A 17177-nucleotide genomic window follows, 5' to 3' on the forward strand; every position below is an offset into this window, starting at 1 on the left:
AGGCTCAGGGCGTCGTCGCACCGTCGCCCTCGCGGGAAGCGGATCCGGAACCGGAAACGGATCCGGAGCCGGAACCGGAACCGGAAACGGAACCGGAGCCGTGACGGGAACCGGTGTCTGCGCCCGAGCCCGTTTCGGCGGCGGATCCGGAGCCGGATGCGGAGTCTGATCCGAAGGCGGCGTCACCCGAATCCGAGCCGGCGGCCGGGCCCGCCCCCTCGGTGCCGGTGTCGTCGGCGGCGCCGTCCGTCCCGGTCGCCGCACCCGGCTCGGTGCCGGAATCGGCACCCGCCGCGCCCGGTCCCGCCGGCTCGAGGTCCGCGTCCGTGCCCGTCCCGGTGCCGAACTGCGCGCCGCCGAGCTGCCCCAGGTCGAGGACCTCGTTCGCGGGTGGCGCCGTGACCTTCACGGGCCTGTCGAAGTCGGAGAGCGCGACCGTGCCCGGTTGGCCGCCGCCCTTCTTGACGACCTTCAGCAGGTACGGCTTGCCCTCCCTCGCCACGTACGCGGTCGTCGTCTGACTGCCCTTCTTCTTCACCAGGGTCGCCACGGGTACGCCGTCGATCTCACTGTCCTCGCCGAGCGTCAGGCCCGTACGGTCCGCCTTCTTCTCGCCCAGCTCGGCGAGCATCTCGTCGAGGTCGCACACGCCCTGCATCTCCTTGACGGCGCGGGCCGGCATCTTGATCCAGCGGCCCTTCATCAAGTCGATCACGGTGTCGCTGTTGCCCGCGTCCGGCGAGGCGGTGCCGCTGCGGCTCAACGAGGCGCGCCAGAACGCCTCGTCGCCCTTCATGTAGAGCACCTCGCCGAGCCTGCGGAGGTCGGCGCGGCCGCTGTTGACACCCAGACGGCCCGTGCAGTTGTCCTTCGCGTCCATCGCGAGGTCGACCGACACCCGCTGTCCGTCGGCCTCGATCGCACCCTTCATGCGCAGCGACGAGGCCGCCTTCGTCGTCTCCACCGCCTTCTGGGCGATCTGATCGGCGCTCAGGCCCTTCAGGGAGTCCCCCGTCGCACCGGTCGTCTGGGCGGCGGGCACCCGGCCCGCGCCCGCCGCGCGCTCGGCCTTGACGCCGCCGTCCTGGGAACAGCCCGCCAGCGCGGCGATCGCGCTCACCCCCGCGATCGCCGTGGTCAGGGACTTTCTCGTGGCCGCCATGTGTCGCTCCTCGAAGATCCGCCTGCCGCAGCCCGTACCGACTGCCGTGGACCTTCATTGGATGCAGGCAAAGGGAGAAAATGCCGACAAAAACACCGATCATTCCACTATTTGGCGGCCTTCCGGCTGAGCGCTGCAGGAGGCGCGGAACGCGCAGTGCGTGCAGTGCTGGCCGGTCGACGGCGTGAAACGCTCGTCGAGCACCCGGCCGGCGGCGGTGGCCAGCAGTTCGCCGACCCACTCCCCCGAGAGCGCCTCCTGCGCCTGCACCTTGGGCAGTGCCTCGCCGCCCTCCTTCGTGGCGGCGGGCTGGCGCAGCTGGACGAGTTCGGCGCCGCCGGGCTCCGGTCTGCGCCCGTCGAAGACCTCGTCGACGGCCCCTTCCCGGACGGCCAGCTGGTACACGGCGAGCTGCGGGTGGCGGGCGACCTCGTCCCGGGTGGGCGACTGCTTGCCGGTCTTGAAGTCCACGACGTAGGCGCGGCCCTGGGCGTCCTGTTCGACACGGTCCATGGAGCCGCGGATGCGCACCTCGTACTCGCCCGCCTCCAGGGCCACGTCGAAGTCGTGCTCGGTCGCCGCTGGTGTCCGTCCGCCGCGGTCCATGACGTGCCACCGCAGGAAGCGTTCGAGCGCCACGCGCGCGTGCTCCTTCTCCTGCTTCGACTTCCAGGGGGCGTCGAAGACGAGGGCGTCCCAGACGGAGTCGAGCCGTTCCATGAGGACGGCGAGGTCGGCGGGGCTGCGGCCGGACGCGACCTCGTCGGCGAGCACGTGGACGACGTTGCCGAAACCCTGGGCGGCGGTGGCCGGGGCGTCCGCCCTGACCTCGCGCCCCAGGAACCACTGGAGCGCACACGTGTTGGCGAGCTGGTCCAGGGCGCTGCCCGAGAGGGTGACGGGCCGCTCCCGGTCGCGCAGCGGTACGGCGCTGTGCGTGGGGTCGGACATGCCCCACCAGCGGTACGGGTGCGCCGAGGGCACCAGGGGCTGGCCCTCCTCGTCGGTGAGCGCCGCGAGCCGGGCCAGACGGCGCGCGGCGGCGTCACGCAGTTCCGGGGAGGCGTCCGGGTCCACGGTGGTGGCCCGCAGCTCGGCGACGAGCGGGGCGACGGCGAGGGGACGGCGGGGGCGGCCGGTGACGTCGCGGGGCTCGGTGCCGAGCTCCGTGAGGAAACGGGAGGGCTGGTCGCCGTCGTCGGCGGGGGCCTTCACGGCGGTGACGACGAGCCGGTCGCGGGCACGGGTGGCGGCGACGTAGAAGAGCCGGCGCTCCTCGGCGAGGAGCGCGCCGGGGGTGAGGGGCTCGGCGAGGCCGTCGCGTCCGATGCGGTCGGCCTCCAGGAGCGAACCGCGGCGGCGCAGGTCCGGCCACAGGCCCTCCTGTACGCCGGCGACGACGACGAGACTCCACTCGAGTCCCTTCGAGCGGTGCGCGGTCATCAGCCGTACGGCGTCGGGGCGGATCTGCCTGCGGGAGAGGGTGTCGGCGGCGATGTCCTGGGCGTCGAGCTCCTCGATGAAGTTGAGCGCGCCGCGCCCGCCGGTGCGTTCCTCGGCGCGCGCGGCGGTCTCGAAGAGGGCGCAGACGGCGTCGAGGTCGCGGTCGGCGTTGCGGCCGGCCGCGCCGCCGCGGAAAGCCGCGCGCTCCAGGCGCTGCGGCCATGAGGTGCCGTCCCACAGCAGCCACAGCGCCTCTTCGGCGGTGCCGCCGCCTTCGAGCAGCTCCCGGGCCTTGCGCAGCAGGGCGCCGAGCCGCTGGGCGCCGCGGGCGTAGGCGGGGTCGTGGGCGACCAGGCGCTCGGGCTCGGCGAGCGCGCGGGCGATGAGCTGGTCGGATGGAGGGGGCAGGCGGTTGCCCCCGGCCCGCTCCTCGTCGCGCAGGGCGCGGCCGAGGCGCCGGAGGTCGGCGGAGTCCATACCGCCGAGGGGCGAGGCGAGAAGGCTGAGCGCGGTCTCGGTGTCGAGCCACGAGCCGACGTCGCCGGGGCCGCGGTCGTCCTCGGGGTGGGGGTCGTCGCCGTCCTGGTCGTGGGGGGCGTTCCCGGCCGATGCCACGGCCCCCTCGGCGTGGGTGGCGTCGCCGGCCGATGCCACGGCCCCCTCCCCGTGGGGGGCGTCCCCGGTGCCGTCGCCCGCACCCTCAGCGTGCGGGACGTCATCGCCTGGGGCGGGCGCTTGCTCGGCGTGTACGGGCCCACTCGCGTCCTCCGCGGCCGCGCCGCCCGACTCCGCACCACCGGAACCGCCCACCACCGCTGCCGCGCGCGGTGCGCCGCCGCTGACCGCGGGCACAGCAACGGCCGTACCGCCCGCGTCGACACCCGCGTCCGGGCCGGGCGCGTCCCCGCCGAAGGCCGACACGTTCCCGGCAGCCGCGCCCTGCACATCTCCCTCCACCACCGGCACGTCCCCGGCGGCCCCGCCCAGCGGCCCCTCCGCCCCCGGCGCGGCCTCGGCAGCCGTACCCCCCGGATCCGGCGCGGCCTCGGCAGCCGCGGGCGACGGGGCAGCCGGGTCCGTGCCGGCCGGTGCGCGGCCGGCTTCCGTGCCGCGTGCCGCCGCCGTCGCCGCCGCTCGGAGCGCCGTGAGGAGCGGGGCCACGGCCGGTTCATGACGCAACGGGATGTCGTCGCCGTCGACCTCCAGGGGAACGCCCGCCGACGTCAGTGCCCGCCGCAGGGACGGGATCGTGCGGCCGCCCGCGCGGACCAGGACCGCCATCTCGTGCCAGGGCACCCCGTCCTCGAGATGGGCGCGGCGCAGGATGTCGGCGATGTTGTCGAGCTCCGTGGACGCCGTCGGATAGGTGTACGCCTCCACCCGGCCGCCCTTCCGGACCGCCGCCAGGTCCCGGTGCGCCCGCACCTTGTCCGCCGGGAGCCTGGTCAGCGGCATGCGGCGGGTCAGCAGACGCGTCGCCTCCAGGAGCACGGCCCCGCTGCGCCGGGAGGTCGTGAGCACGGCGACGTCCGACGGCCTGCCGTCCGCGTGCCGGAAGGCGTCGGGGAAGTCGAGGATGCCGTTCACGTCGGCCCCGCGGAAGGCGTAGATGGACTGGTCCGGGTCGCCGAAGGCGACCAGCGTGCGGCCCCCGCCCGCCAGCGCCCGCAGCAGCCGCACCTGCGCCGGGTCGGTGTCCTGGTACTCGTCCACGAACACCGCGTCGTATGGAAGATCCCTGGGCGACAGCGCGGTCTCCGCCAGCAGCACCGCGCGGTGGACCAGCTCCGCGTAGTCGAGTACGCCCTGCATGTCGAGCACGTCCAGGTACTCGGCCAGGAAGGCCGCCGCCGCGCCCCAGTCGGGGCGGCCGGTACGGGCAGCGAAGCGCGACAGGGCGTCCGGGCCCAGTCCGAGCTCGCGGCTGCGTGCCAGCACCGCCCGCACCTCGTCGGCGAAGCCGCGCGTGGTGAGGCAGGCCCGCAGCTCGTCGGGCCAGCGCACCCCTGCCATGCCGTGCCGCTCCAGGTCGATCTGGCCGGCCAGCAGTTCGCGTACGGCGAGGTCCTGCTCCGGTCCGGACAGCAGCCGCAGCGGCTCGCGGAACAGATCGGCGTCCTGGTGGGCCCGCACGAGGGCGTAGCAGAAGGAGTGGAACGTGGTCGCCTGCGGTCCGTGGGCCCCTCCGAGCCGCAGCGCCATGCGGTCGCGCAGCTCGACCGCGGCCTTGCGGCTGAAGGTGAGCACGAGGAGGCGCGCCGGGTCCGCACCCCGGGCGATCCGCGCGGCGACGGCCTCCACCAGCGTGGTCGTCTTTCCCGTGCCCGGCCCGGCCAGGACCAGCAGCGGCCCGTGGCCGTGGTCAACCACGGCGCGCTGCGCCGCGTCCAGGTGAGGGGGTTCCACGGGGACCGGCGGGGTGCGCACCAGCCGGTACGCGCCCGGGGCCTTCCGGCGCACCTGGTGCGGGTACGCCGTACGCCCGGTTGTGGAGGAGGAACTCACGTGGATCGCCGGTCCTGGTGGGTGTGCTGATGAGGAGGGTGCGGCGCGTGCCGCGCGCAAGGGACGCTACGCCCTGCCGCGCCGCGCGGGCAGCGGTCGCGTCACGTACCCCGTACGGTCGTCGGACCGCCCGCAGCGCCGCCGTTTGGCGGAAGCTGTCCTATGTGAGCCCCGTTGTGAGCCTCTTCGCTGTGAGGCACATCTCCCGGAACGGCGTCGTCCGGGCCCGCCTCGCGCCGCTCCACGCCGTCCCACCGCGCCCGCTTCATGTCGAGGCGCGGCAGATGTCCCTCGGCGACGCGCGACGCGTCCCGCAGGGGGGTGCCCTCCGCACGGTAGTGGTCCAGGGCGCGCAGCTCGTGGCCGGGCAGCAGGACCCCGTCGGCCCGCACGACGCGCCACCACGGCACGGGGCCGCCGTAGAGCGCCATCACACGGCCGACCTGGCGGGGTCCGCCCTCGCCGAGCCACTCCGCGACGTCCCCGTACGTCATCACGCGGCCCGGTGGGATCAGCTCGGCGACCTCCAGCACCCGCTCCGCGTATGCGGGGTACTGGGGCAACTCGTCCATGCGGTCGTCCATCCGACCCATCCTGCCGCATGCCACCGACAGCGCCCCGGAGAGGGTGCGAACCGGCACACAGACGGCAAAGAGGGGCATCTCGCGTGCCCGACGCCTCCGCGTTACACCCTGATGCCCCCCTGTGTCGTTCCGTCGTGCCACCATCGTGCGGGCGGTGACTGGTGATACGAGATCAAGAAGAGACCGAGACGGCGAAGGAGCAGGGCGTGCAGCCTTCGAAGGCGGCAGGCGGCCCTGAGCGCGAGCCGGAGGCGGAATTGCCTGCTCCGCCGACCGGCCAGGACGCCGCGCAGCCGTCGGCGGACCGGGAACCGACGGCCGGCGGGGACTCCGCCACGCCCTCGAACGCCCCGTCCGGCACCGACGCCGCCCCGCCCCCGGACGACGGCACCGCCCCGCCCCCGGACGACGGCACCGCCCCGCCCGCCGGAGCAGGCGAGCCCACGGGTGGGCCGCACGGCTCCACGCGTGTCGACGTGAGCCGTTCCGACCGGGTCTCCGGTGACGAGCCGCTGCTCGCCGCCCGGGTCCACCGCCCCTCCGATCTGATGCGGCTGCTGGTCGGCATCCTGGCGATCGCCGTCGTCCTGGCCGTCGCCGCCTTCGCCCAGGGCACCACCACCGGTCTCGAGTCGGACATCAGCAAGGGCACCGGCCAGGCCCCGGACCTGCTGGTCAAGCTCGCGGGTCTGGTGTCCAGCATCGCCGTGCTGTGCGTCCCGGTCGCCTTCGCCATCGAGCGCCTGATCAAACGGGACGGGCTGCGGATCGCGGACGGCGTGCTCGCCGCGGTCCTCGCCCACGGCGTCACCCTCGCCACCGACCTGTGGGTCTCCCGCAGCGCCCCCGGCAGCCTCCAGGACGCGCTGACGCAGCCGCAGTCGAACGGCCTGACGGACCCGGTGCACGGCTATCTCGCGCCCGTCATCGCCTACATGACCGCCGTCGGGATGGCCCGCAGACCGCGCTGGCGCGTGGTGCTGTGGGTCGTCCTGCTGCTGGACGCGTTCGCCATGCTGGTCGCCGGGTACACCACCCCCTTCTCGATCATCCTGACCGTCCTCCTCGGCTGGACCGTCGCGTACGGCACCCTCTACGCGGTCGGCTCCCCGAACGTCCGCCCCACCGGCCAGAACCTGCTCGCCGGACTGCGCCACGTCGGCTTCCACCCGGTGTCCGCGATGCGTGCCGAGGACACTGCGGAGAACGCCGACCAGGACCGCGGCCGGCGCTATCTGGTCTCGCTGGAGGACGGCCCCCCGCTCGACGTGACCGTCGTCGACCGCGAGCAGCAGGCGCACGGCTTCTTCTACCGGGTGTGGCGGCGTCTGACCCTGCGCTCGATCACCACGCGCCGCTCCATCCCGTCGCTGCGCCAGGCCCTGGAGCAGGAGGCGCTGCTGGCGTACGCGGCGATCGCCGCCGGGGCCAACGCGCCCAAGCTCATCGCCACCTCCGAGCTCGGTCCCGACGCCGTGATGCTCGTGTACGAGCACCAGGGCGGGCGGGTGCTCGACGCGCTGGAGGACAAGGAGATCACCGACGAGGTGATCCTTGGCGCCTGGCGTCAGGTGAAGGCGCTCCAGTCCCGGCGCATCGCGCACCGCAGGCTCGCCGGGGACGCGATCCTGGTGGACCAGTCCGGCCGGGTGGTCCTGACGGACCTGCGCGGCGGCGAGATCGCGGCCGGGGACGTGGTCCTGCGCATGGACATCGCCCAGCTGCTGACCACGCTCGGTCTGCGGGTGGGCGCCGAGCGGGCGGTCGCCGCGGCCGTGGAGGTGCTCGGCCCCGACAAGGTCGCCGACTGTCTGCCGCTGCTCCAGCCGATCGCGCTCACCCGCTCCACCCGTGCCACGCTGCGCCAGCAGGCGCGCGAGCGGGCGCAGCGCGAGCGCGAGGCGGTGCTGGAGGCATCCGCGGCGGCCAGGAAGGCCCGTACGCCGCAGGCGGCGGCCGACGACCGCAAGGCGGCCCGCAAGGTCGAGCGCGCGGAGAGGCAGGCCGACAAGCGGGCCATGGACGAGGCGATGGAGGAGGCCCGCGAGGAGGACCTGCTCTCCCAGATCCGCCGCCAGGTGCTGCTGATCCGCCCGCAGGCCCCTGTGGAGCCGGTCCGGCTGGAGCGGATCAGGCCCCGTACGCTCGTCAGCTTCATCGCGGGTGCCGTCGCCGCGTACTTCCTGCTGTCGCAGATCGCGGGGATCGACTTCGGCACCGTCTTCGACAACGCGCACTGGGGCTGGGTCGCCGCCGCCCTCGCGTTCTCGGCGCTCAGCTACGTGGCGGCGGCGATGAGCCTGCTGGGCTTCGTCCCCGAGCGGGTCGGCTTCGGGCGGACCGTGCTCGCGCAGGTGGCGGGATCGTTCGTCAAGATCGTGGCCCCGGCCGCGGTCGGCGGCGTCGCCCTCAACACGCGCTTCCTCCAGCGCTCGGGGGTGCGACCGGGGCTCGCCGTGGCGAGCGTGGGCGCCTCGCAGCTGTTCGGGCTGGGCGCGCACATCCTGCTCCTGCTGTCCTTCGGCTACCTGACCGGAACGGAGCGGACGGCCTCGTTCACACCGTCGAGGACCGTGATCGCGGGCCTGCTCACAGTCGCCGTGCTGGTGCTGGTCGTCACAGCCATCCCGTTCCTGCGCAAATTCGTCGCCACCCGGCTGCGCTCGCTGTTCGCCGGGGTGGTGCCGCGCATGCTCGACGTGCTCCAGCGGCCGGTGAAACTGCTCACCGGCATCGGCGGCATGCTGCTTTTGACCGGCGTGTTCGTGATGTGCCTGGACGCTTCGCTGCGCGCGTTCGACGGCGGCAACCAGTCGATCAGCTACGCGAGCATCGCCGTGGTGTTCCTCGCGGGCAACGCCCTGGGCTCGGCCGCGCCGACACCGGGCGGTGTGGGAGCCGTCGAGGGCGCGCTCGTGGGCGGCCTGCTGCTGGTGGGCGTGCCCAAGGAGGTCGCCGCGCCCGCCGTGCTGCTGTACCGCACGATGACGCTCTGGCTGCCGGTGCTGCCCGGCTGGTTCGCCTTCAATCACCTCACGCGCAAGGGCGCGCTCTGACAGCGGCCGTCCGCCGGACCGCCCGGGAATCACCCGCCCGGAGCAGCGGGGCCACTCGTACGGTGCCTTGACCGGTCCGCCACCCGCATGGCCCGTTCGCCCGTGCGGAGCATGCCGCGCCGTCGCACGATGGCCCTATGCCGACCACTCGTGCAGCGGCCCGTACGGCCGCCGTCGCCACCGCCGCCGCCGTCCTGCTGACCGCCGCGGGCTGTGGGGGCGGCGGGGGGAACGACGAGGACCGCCCCAAGGATCTCGCCGCCCAGCAGCTGGAGTGGCAGCCCTGCCCGGCGCCCTCCGAGGCCGAGGGCGGCGGGCCGAAGCCGTCTCCGCTGCCGGGGGGCACCATATGGGAGTGCTCGTTCCTGGACACGCCGCTCGACTGGGACGAGCCGGACGGCGAGACCATCGAACTGGCGCTCATCCGCGCACGCGCCCGGGACCGGGCGAACCGCATCGGCTCCCTCGTCTTCAACTTCGGCGGCCCCGGCGGCTCGGGCGTGGCCACCCTGCCCGCCGCCGCCAAGGACTACGGCGCCCTGCACACCCGCTACGACCTGGTGAGCTTCGATCCGCGCGGGGTCGGCCGCAGCGTGCCCGTCGAGTGCCTGGACGACCGGGAGATGGACACGTACGTGGCGCAGGACTCGACGCCCGACGACGCGTCGGAGGAGGAGAGGTTCGTCGAGGGCATCCAGTCGTTCACCGACTCCTGCGAGGAGAACTCGGGCAGTGAGCTTCCCCATGTCGCCACCGTCGACGCCGCGCGCGACATGGACCTGATCCGCCAGGTCCTCGGCGACGACAAGCTGCACTACTTCGGGATCTCGTACGGCACCGAGCTGGGCGGTGTGTACGCGCACCTGTTCCCGCAGCGGGTGGGCAGGGCGGTGTTCGACGCGGTGGTCGACCCGAGCGAGAACTACGAGCAGGGCTCCCTCGGCCAGGCCGAGGGCTTCCAGCTGGCGCTGACCAACTTCCTGAAGGACTGCGTGAACCGCGGCGACGACTGCCGGCTCCCCGGCTCCACCGTCGAGGAGATGCAGGACTGGATCATCGGGTTCCTCAACGGCCTGGACAAGAAGCCGATCGCCGGCATCGGGGAACGCAAGCTGACGCAGAGCCAGGCGCTGAACGGCATCGCGCAGACGCTGTACTCCCGTCAGTACTGGGAGCTGCTGGAGCAGGGACTCGACGAGGCGGAGGGCGGCAACGGCGCGCTGCTGCTCGCGTTCTCCGACGCGTTGACCGGCCGCTCGGACACCGGCACCTACAGCAACATCCAGGCGGCCGGCATGGCCATCGGCTGCGCCGACTCCAAGGAGCGGTACACGCTGGAGCAGACCAAGGCGAAGCTGCCCGCGTTCCGCAAGGCGTCGCCCGTGTTCGGCGACTTCCTGGGCTGGGGCCTGCTGAGCTGCACCGACTGGCCGGTGCCGGGCATGTGGTCGCACCCGGACGTCTCCGCCCCGGGCTCCGCGCCGATCGTCCTCATCGGCAACACGGGCGACCCGGCCACCCCGTACGAAGGGGCGAAGGCGATGAAGGAGGCCCTCGGCAAGGGGGTGGGCGTCCAGATCACCTACCGGGGGCAGGGGCACGGCGCGTACGGCAACAGCGCGTGCGTGAACCGCGCGGTTGACGGCTACCTGCTGAACGGCAGGGTGCCGAAGGACGGGACGGTCTGCCGGTAGGCCGGGCAACGGCAGGGGCCCCGGACCGCACACGCGGTCCGGGGCCCCTGCACCGTCCTGATCAGTAGACCGGCTTCTCCGGCTCGATCTGGTTGACCCAGCCGATCACGCCGCCGCCGACGTGCACCGCGTCGGCGAAGCCCGCCGACTTGAGCACCGCGAGGACTTCCGCACTGCGGACACCCGTCTTGCAATGCAGGACGATCTTCTTGTCCTGCGGCAGGTCCTGGAGGGCGCTGCCCATCAGGAACTCGTTCTTCGGGATCAGACGCGCGCCCGGGATCGAGACGATCTCGTACTCGTTGATCTCGCGGACGTCGATGATGTCGATGTTCTCGCCGTCGTCGATCCACTCCTTGAGCTGCTTGGGAGTGATCGTCGAACCGGCAGCCGCCTCCTGGGCCTCCTCGGACACGACGCCGCAGAAGGCCTCGTAGTCGATGAGCTCGGTGACGGTCGGGTTCTCGCCGCAGACCGCGCAGTTCGGGTCCTTGCGGACCTTGACCTGGCGGTACTGCATCTCCAGGGCGTCGTAGATCATCAGTCGGCCGACCAGCGGCTCACCGATGCCGGCGAGCAGCTTGATCGCCTCGTTGACCTGGATGGAGCCGATGGACGCGCACAGCACGCCCAGCACGCCGCCCTCGGCGCAGGAGGGGACCATGCCCGGCGGCGGGGGCTCCGGGTAGAGGCAGCGGTAGCAGGGGCCGTGCTCGGACCAGAAGACGGAGGCCTGGCCGTCGAAGCGGTAGATCGAGCCCCAGACGTACGGCTTGTTCAGCAGCACGCACGCGTCGTTGACCAGGTAGCGGGTCGCGAAGTTGTCCGTGCCGTCGACGATCAGGTCGTACTGGCTGAAGATGTCCATCACGTTCTCGGCCTCGAGCCGCTCTTCGTGGAGGACGACGTTCACGTACGGGTTGATGCCCTTGACGCTGTCGCGGGCGGACTCGGCCTTGGAACGGCCGATGTCCGCCTGGCTGTGGATGATCTGACGCTGCAGGTTCGACTCGTCGACCTCGTCGAACTCCACGATGCCGAGCGTGCCGACACCGGCCGCGGCGAGGTACATGAGGGCCGGCGAACCCAGGCCGCCGGCGCCCACACAGAGCACCTTGGCGTTCTTCAGCCGCTTCTGCCCGTCCATCCCCACGTCGGGGATGATCAGGTGGCGGGAGTACCTGCGGACCTCGTCGACGGTGAGCTCAGCAGCTGGCTCGACCAGGGGTGGCAGCGACACGGGGACTCCGTAGATCGGTATCAGTACGGTTGTTCTTCCGGTAACACTGCCACGGCCCTTCTCATTCCGAGACACCCGGTCCGATCTGCGAGACAATTTCGTCCCAGTAGCCGGGCAGCGCCTCGTATGGGCGACTTTGCCCCTTTCTTGTGTCCGGGGACCCCCGGTCGGTGAAGAAGATCGTCCCGGCCCCCTGCCAGCGTGCGATCCGGGTGGCCTCCATCAGGTGCGTGCGCGGCACCCCGTGGACGAAGTGCGCGAACCGCTCCGGCGGGTAGTCCGCCGTCCACTCCGCCACCTGCGACCAGCGGTAATCCGTCCACGGCCCGGAGAACGTGACCAACTGGTCCGCCGCCTCCGCGTAGCCGGGATACGGGTGCGTGCCGTGCCCCAGGACCAGGTGCCCGCCGCCCGTCATCGCGTCCAGCGTGGCCGTGGTGCGCCGCACCTGCGCCAGGTCCGCGCGCTCGACCGGACAGCGGTCGAGGAGGAAGCCGTCGACCCGGTACCAGTCGGCGAAGTGCTGAGCGTCACAGACGATGTCGCCGAACGAGCGCTGTCCGTGGGCGAGGTCGAGATGCCCGAGGACGCGGACCCCGGCGTTCTTCAGCCGGCCCGCCGCCTCGAGGCAGTGCGGGTCGGGCAGGGCGCCGGGACCGTCCGCGACATTGAGGACCACCCAGTGCAGCGGGGCCCCCGGCCGGGTCAGCTCGGCCCATTCGACGGGCGCGAGCAGCGGATGGGCGTATCCCGGGATGCCGAAGCCAAGCCTGTCCGCGCCGGTGGCCGAGAGCGTGGTTCCGGAACTCGTCAGATGCGGCATGCCGCCTCCATCCAGATGTCGGCGAGGGATTCCTCGAGGTTGATGCGGGGCCGCCAGCCGAGCCGGTCCCGCGCGGTGCGCACGTCGGCCTGCTGCCAGCCGCCGCACCCGTCGGGGTACGGGGAAGGCGTGGCGGCCAGGTGCTCGACGACGGACTCGGTGCGCGGGGCGCCGATGCCGGGGCGGATCGAGGGAGCGTCCAGTTCGTGCAGCGCGCCCGCGTAGCCGGCGACGCGGGCGAGGGTCGCCGCCGCGTCCCTGAGCTTCACCGCGCGCCCGGTGCCGATGTTGACGACGCCCTGCGCGGCGGACAACGAGGCGGCGTGCACGGCGCGCGCCACGTCCCGCACGTCGACGAAGTCGCGCTGCACGCCGAGCCCGCTGAGCTTCAGCTCCCCGTCGCCCTGCTGCATCGCCCGCCGCATCGCCTCGGCGAGGCGGCCGAGCGGGGAGCCGGCCGGGGTGCCGGGTCCCACGGGCGAGAAGACCCGCAGGACGACGGCGTCGAGTCCGGAGCCGAGCACCAGCTCGGTGGCGGCGAGCTTGCTGACCCCGTACGGCCCGCCGGGGCGCGGCACGGCGTCCTCGGCCGTCGACGAGCCCTGCTGGGACGGGCCGTACTCCGAGGCGCAGCCGATCTGCACGAGCCGTGCGCCGCAGCCGCTGCGGCGCAGCGCCTCGCAGACGGTGGCGACGGCGACGGTGTTGTGCCGGGTCAGCTCGCGGGCCCCGCCGCGGGTGGCGCCCGCGCAGTTGATGACGACGCCCGGGTGGACGGCTCCGAGGAAACGCGTGAGCGCGCCGGGGCTGCCGCCGGAGAGGTCGAAGCGCACGTCGGCGTCGTCGCCGCGGCCGAGCGTCGTGAGGTGGACGGCCGGATCGGCGAGAAGCCGGTCGGCGACGAACCGTCCGAGGAATCCGTTGGCACCGAGCAGTAGCACCCTCATCGTGCGGCTCCTCGGTGCCGACGGGCCGTGTGCGGGTGGTGCGGGGTCATGCGCAGTCTCCTTCGGATCTTGCCGTGCGATGCCATGGGCGCCGGGTGTCGCGGTGTCGGCTCCGCGGACCACGTCGGCCTGTTCCATCGGTGTGCGGATGTTCAGCGGGTGTGGGCGGAGGCCCGGGCGAGCACCGCGAACGCGTGGGCGGCGAGTCCCAGCGCGGCGGCCCCGCAGGCCAGCAGGGGTACGGCCGCCGTGCCCCACACCGCGACGAGCGCCTCGACGGGGCGTGCGACGACGTCGAGGCCCGGCAGCCTGCCCGACAGCAGCAGGGCCGGAGCCGCGGCCTCGGCGGCGCAGGCGGCGGCCAGGGCGGCCGACGCGGGCTCCGGGAAGCCGTGGACGACGAGCAGCCGGGCCAGGAAGAGCAGCGTGCCGAGGACCGCTGCCGGCCCGAGCGTCCCCGCGCCGGGCAGGACGAGCCCGGTCAGTGCGACGAGTGCGCCGAGCGCGGCGACGTACAACAGCAGGACGGCGAGCAGCAGGGGGCGGGTCCCGGCGGCGAAGTCGTCCAGTCCGCGGCTGGCGCCGAGCCTGCGGCGCGCCCGTGCGGCGAAGAGGTCCGCGCACCAGGCCGCCGGGGCGACCGCGAGCGCGAGCACGACGACGGGGGCCGGGGTCAGGGGCCAGGGGCCGTCGGGGCCTCCGGCGAGGATCTCGGCCGTCAGCCCTTGGCCGCCTGCCGCGTAGAGGAGCAGCCAGAGTGTCCACAGGCGGGCGGCGGGGAGCGTACGGCCTCGGGCGCGCAGCGGGCCGCTGCGCAGCGCGAAAAGGAGCGCGAGGCCCGTGGCGAGTGCGCCGATCACGCCGGACGCGAGCCGGGCGGTGCCCTCGGTGGCGACGGTGCCCGCGACCGCGAGGGCGCACACGAGGCCCGGCAGCAGCGTCGTCAGGTACGTCCCTGCCCGCCCTGCGCGCGAATCGGCGGCGTGCGCAGGGCGGTCGTCGGTGGTCGCGGGGACGCGCTCCGCCCGCGCGAACATCTCCTCCGCGAGCGAGAACACGTCCCGGTGCCGGAAGCGGGCGGCCGTGCGGTCGGTCAGCCCGTGGGCCTCGAGCCCGGCGGCGATCTCCAGGGGGTCGACGGCCTGTTCGCACAGGTCGCGGTGCCGGTGGATGAGCCCTTTGACGGGATCGACGCCGCCGCGCCGCACGGCGCCGCTGGCGGACTCGCCCCGAACGGGCGCGCGGGCACTGCCGAAACGGTCCCGCACGGCCGCGCCGCGCGTGACCGCACCGTCCTGTGCGGGGCCGCCCTTGCTCTCGGCGGGCGCCTGGCGGTGTCCGTCCGCCCGGGGACCACCGGCGGCCGCCGGGTCGACGGCACCGGGGGGTGCGCCCGGCCCGCCGTGGGCCAGGCCGCCGGCGGCCTGGGGCTCCGAGGGCGCACTGGTCGGTGCCGTACGCACGGCCGCCGGGTCGACGACACCGAGAAGTGCGCCCGGCCCGCCATGGGCCCGGCCCCCCCCGCCCTGGGGCTCCGGGGGTGCGCCGGTCGGTGCCGTACGCACGGCCGCCGGGTCGACGGCACCGAGAAGTGCGCCCGGCCCGCCATGGGCCCGGCCGCCCCCGGCCTGGGGCTCCGAGGGCGCGCCGGCCGGTGCCGTACGACGGGGGGGCTCGGCAGCGCGGGCCCCGTCCAGGGTCTCGCCCTCCCCGAAGGATCGGTCCTGCACGCCCGCATCCCGGACACGCTCCGGGCCGCCCCCGCGCCCCGGCGCACCGCCGGCCGGCCCCCCGCCCTCCACGCCGGACCGCTCCCGCTCGGAGGAGGGCTCCGGGCCAGCCCCCCGAGCGCCACCGGGCGGGGACTCGGCGCGCATGTCGTCGAGTGCCGTGAGGGCCGCCAGGGCCCACACCGCGCGGACGTGGTCGTCGCCGACCGCGGTCTCCCGGCCTTCGCCGGGGTCCTGGCGCACGGCCGTCGGCTCCTCGGGGGCCGTGTTCCCCGTGACGCGTGAGGCGTTCACCGGCCTGCCTCCTTACCGGTCTCGGGTGCCGAGCCGGCGCCCACGAGCCCCGGTCCGGGGGCCGCCGCCCAGCTCGGCATGTGCGTGCCCGCGCCGCCCGCCCAGCCGCCCGGCACGTGCGCCTCGGCGGGATGCGCGAAGGGCAGCGGCTCCCCGTCGGCGTCGACGGCCTCCCGCTGCACCGGCGAGTGCGAGATCAGCTCCAGGTAGATGCCGCGAAACGCCGTCAGGTTCTGTTCCACGGTGAAGAGTTCGAGCGCCCGGGCACGCGCGGCCGCGCCCAGCCGCGCCCGACGCTCGGGGTCGCGCAGCAGCGCCAGGCACGCGTCCGCGAGCGCCCGCGGATTGCGCGGGGGCACGACCAGCCCCGTGCCGCCGATGACTTCGACGACCGCGCCGACGTCCGTGGACACCGTGGCCCGGCCGCAGAACATCGCCTCGACCAGGCCGACCGGGAACCCTTCGACCACGCTGGACAGGACGACGACCGCGCCGGCGGCGTAGGCGTCGGCCAGTTCGGGCGTCTCGGGGCCGCCGATCTCCTCGAAGGAGACCGGATTGTCCCCGACGGCGTGCGCGTCCGCGGCCTCGTCGGGGAAGAGCTGCGCGGCCAGGGCCCGGCAGTGGGCGAGGTAGGTCGCGGCCTCCTCGCCCTCCGCCGGTGCGCCGAAGAGCCGCAGGCGAGCGGCCGGCTCCTCCTTGCGGACTTCCGCGAAGGCGTGCAGCAGAGCGACGAGGTCCTTGGCCGGCTCGATCCTGCCGACCCAGACGAGGGTGTGTCCGTCCCCGGCGTCGTCGCTCTCGCCGACGGCCGCGAAACGGTCCGCCTCCATGCCGGGGTGCACCGTGCGCTGCCTGGAGCGGTCGGCACCGCACTTCTCCTGCCAGCGCCGGGTGTGGCCGTTCCCCGGGGTGATGACGGCGGCCTGCCGGTAGATCTCGGCGGCGAGTCGCCCGTGGAAGCCGGCGAGCATGGCTCGCACGGGAGCGCTCAGCCCGGCCTCGCGCCCGGCGAGATAGCGCGCGCGCACGTGGACGCCGTACTCGGTGACCAGCAGCGGGACTCCGCAGAAGCGTTTGGCCACAAGGCCGGGCAGCGCCGCCGGTCCCCCGGACGCGGCGTGACAGAGGTCGGCCGAGGGCAGGGCGTCGTCCTCGTACCAGTCGAGCGACAGGGGGCGCAGGGCGTGCTCCAGGCGGTCGGCGACGCCGAGCACGTCGGCGACGGTCACCCCCCTGAGGGCGCGGTGCGCGCCGGGCGCCCGGCAGGCGGACTCCAGGGTGTCGAGGGCGGCTTCGGACCGCAGGGCCGCGTGCAGTCCGCCGTGGTCGCGGGCCAGGTCCGCGAGGCCGTACAGGCCGTCGGCGAAGCCGTCGCCGCCGGCGCAGATCCCCGCCGCCAGGTCCCCGAAGTGCCCGGCGAAACGCCGCCGTTCGCGCCGCCCGTGGCGCACGCCGTCGTCCGCGGGCCCCGACAGCCGCGCCGTGCGCACCTGGCGCACCTGGGGCGGCAGAGCGGGCAGCGCCTCCTGCCGGGCGCCGCGGCTGAGCGCGTAGACGTCGAACTCGTGCTGCGCGAGGCCGCGCACCAGCCGGTCGCACCAGAGCCCGGACTCACCTGCCGTATACGGGTAGCCACCGTCCGTGAGCAGTCCGATCCGCACGCGTGCACCCCCGATCTCCCTTGTGGACGGCCGCC

10 protein-coding genes are annotated in these 17177 nt (G+C 74.1%); 2 read left to right on the forward strand and 8 right to left on the reverse strand.

Translation table 11 applies throughout. From position 1 onward, the window contains the following. Window positions 1-4: 4 nt before the first annotated feature. The 3 genes from AB0K02_RS16835 to AB0K02_RS16845 form a co-directional block, all read right to left on the reverse strand. Window positions 5-1162, reverse strand: a complete 1158-nt coding sequence (locus tag AB0K02_RS16835; RefSeq protein ID WP_365993198.1) for a hypothetical protein — start codon at window positions 1160-1162, stop codon at window positions 5-7. A 99-nt stretch (window positions 1163-1261) separates the two neighbouring features. Further along, on the reverse strand, window positions 1262-5110 hold the full coding sequence (locus AB0K02_RS16840; protein ID WP_365993199.1) for a UvrD-helicase domain-containing protein: 3849 nt from the start codon (window positions 5108-5110) through the stop codon (window positions 1262-1264). A 101-nt stretch (window positions 5111-5211) separates the two neighbouring features. Then, window positions 5212-5703 carry an MGMT family protein gene (locus AB0K02_RS16845; RefSeq protein WP_365993200.1) on the reverse strand — a complete coding sequence of 164 codons (492 nt, stop codon included), beginning with the start codon at window positions 5701-5703 and terminating at the stop codon, window positions 5212-5214. Window positions 5704-5855: 152 nt separating this feature from the next. On the opposite strand from AB0K02_RS16845, the gene AB0K02_RS16850 reads away from it, so the two are divergent. Then, window positions 5856-8750, forward strand: coding sequence for a lysylphosphatidylglycerol synthase domain-containing protein (locus AB0K02_RS16850; protein ID WP_365993201.1), 2895 nt, complete (start codon window positions 5856-5858; stop codon window positions 8748-8750). A 137-nt stretch (window positions 8751-8887) separates the two neighbouring features. Then, a complete protein-coding gene (locus AB0K02_RS16855; protein WP_365993202.1) occupies window positions 8888-10444 on the forward strand; it encodes an alpha/beta hydrolase in 1557 nt (518 codons plus the stop codon). 61 nt (window positions 10445-10505) lie between these two features. Here AB0K02_RS16855 and moeZ read toward each other — a convergent pair whose 3' ends face one another. The 5 genes from moeZ to AB0K02_RS16880 all read right to left on the reverse strand — a co-directional run bounded on the left by moeZ (window position 10506) and on the right by AB0K02_RS16880 (window position 17142). Then, window positions 10506-11684, reverse strand: a complete 1179-nt coding sequence (gene moeZ, locus AB0K02_RS16860) for an adenylyltransferase/sulfurtransferase MoeZ (protein WP_177150619.1) — start codon at window positions 11682-11684, stop codon at window positions 10506-10508. A 61-nt stretch (window positions 11685-11745) separates the two neighbouring features. Continuing rightward, window positions 11746-12507, reverse strand: coding sequence for a spherulation-specific family 4 protein (locus tag AB0K02_RS16865; protein WP_365993203.1), 762 nt, complete (start codon window positions 12505-12507; stop codon window positions 11746-11748). Next, entirely contained in the window at window positions 12495-13454 is a 960-nt protein-coding gene (locus AB0K02_RS16870) for an NAD-dependent epimerase/dehydratase family protein (protein ID WP_365993204.1), read from the reverse strand. Before AB0K02_RS16870 ends, AB0K02_RS16865 begins: the two co-directional genes overlap by 13 nt. A 152-nt stretch (window positions 13455-13606) precedes the next feature. Then, window positions 13607-15478 (reverse strand): hypothetical protein, encoded by a 1872-nt coding sequence (locus tag AB0K02_RS16875; RefSeq protein WP_365993205.1) that lies wholly within the window; start codon window positions 15476-15478, stop codon window positions 13607-13609. Further along, window positions 15475-17142, reverse strand: coding sequence for a DUF3492 domain-containing protein (locus AB0K02_RS16880; RefSeq protein WP_365993206.1), 1668 nt, complete (start codon window positions 17140-17142; stop codon window positions 15475-15477). Before AB0K02_RS16880 ends, AB0K02_RS16875 begins: the two co-directional genes overlap by 4 nt. Window positions 17143-17177 lie beyond the last annotated feature (35 nt).

This window comes from Streptomyces sp. NPDC049597 (genome assembly GCF_040675505.1).
Classification (GTDB): domain Bacteria; phylum Actinomycetota; class Actinomycetes; order Streptomycetales; family Streptomycetaceae; genus Streptomyces.

Bases quoted from the DNA above. Each gene is read 5' to 3' on its own strand.
- AB0K02_RS16835 (WP_365993198.1), bottom strand. From the start codon at position 1,162: ATGGCGGCCACGAGAAAGTCCCTGACCACGGCGATCGCGGGGGTGAGC.
- AB0K02_RS16845 (WP_365993200.1), bottom strand. From the start codon at position 5,703: ATGGGTCGGATGGACGACCGCATGGACGAGTTGCCCCAGTACCCCGCA.
- AB0K02_RS16855 (WP_365993202.1), top strand. From the start codon at position 8,888: ATGCCGACCACTCGTGCAGCGGCCCGTACGGCCGCCGTCGCCACCGCC.
- AB0K02_RS16865 (WP_365993203.1), bottom strand. From the start codon at position 12,507: ATGCCGCATCTGACGAGTTCCGGAACCACGCTCTCGGCCACCGGCGCG.
- AB0K02_RS16870 (WP_365993204.1), bottom strand. From the start codon at position 13,454: ATGAGGGTGCTACTGCTCGGTGCCAACGGATTCCTCGGACGGTTCGTC.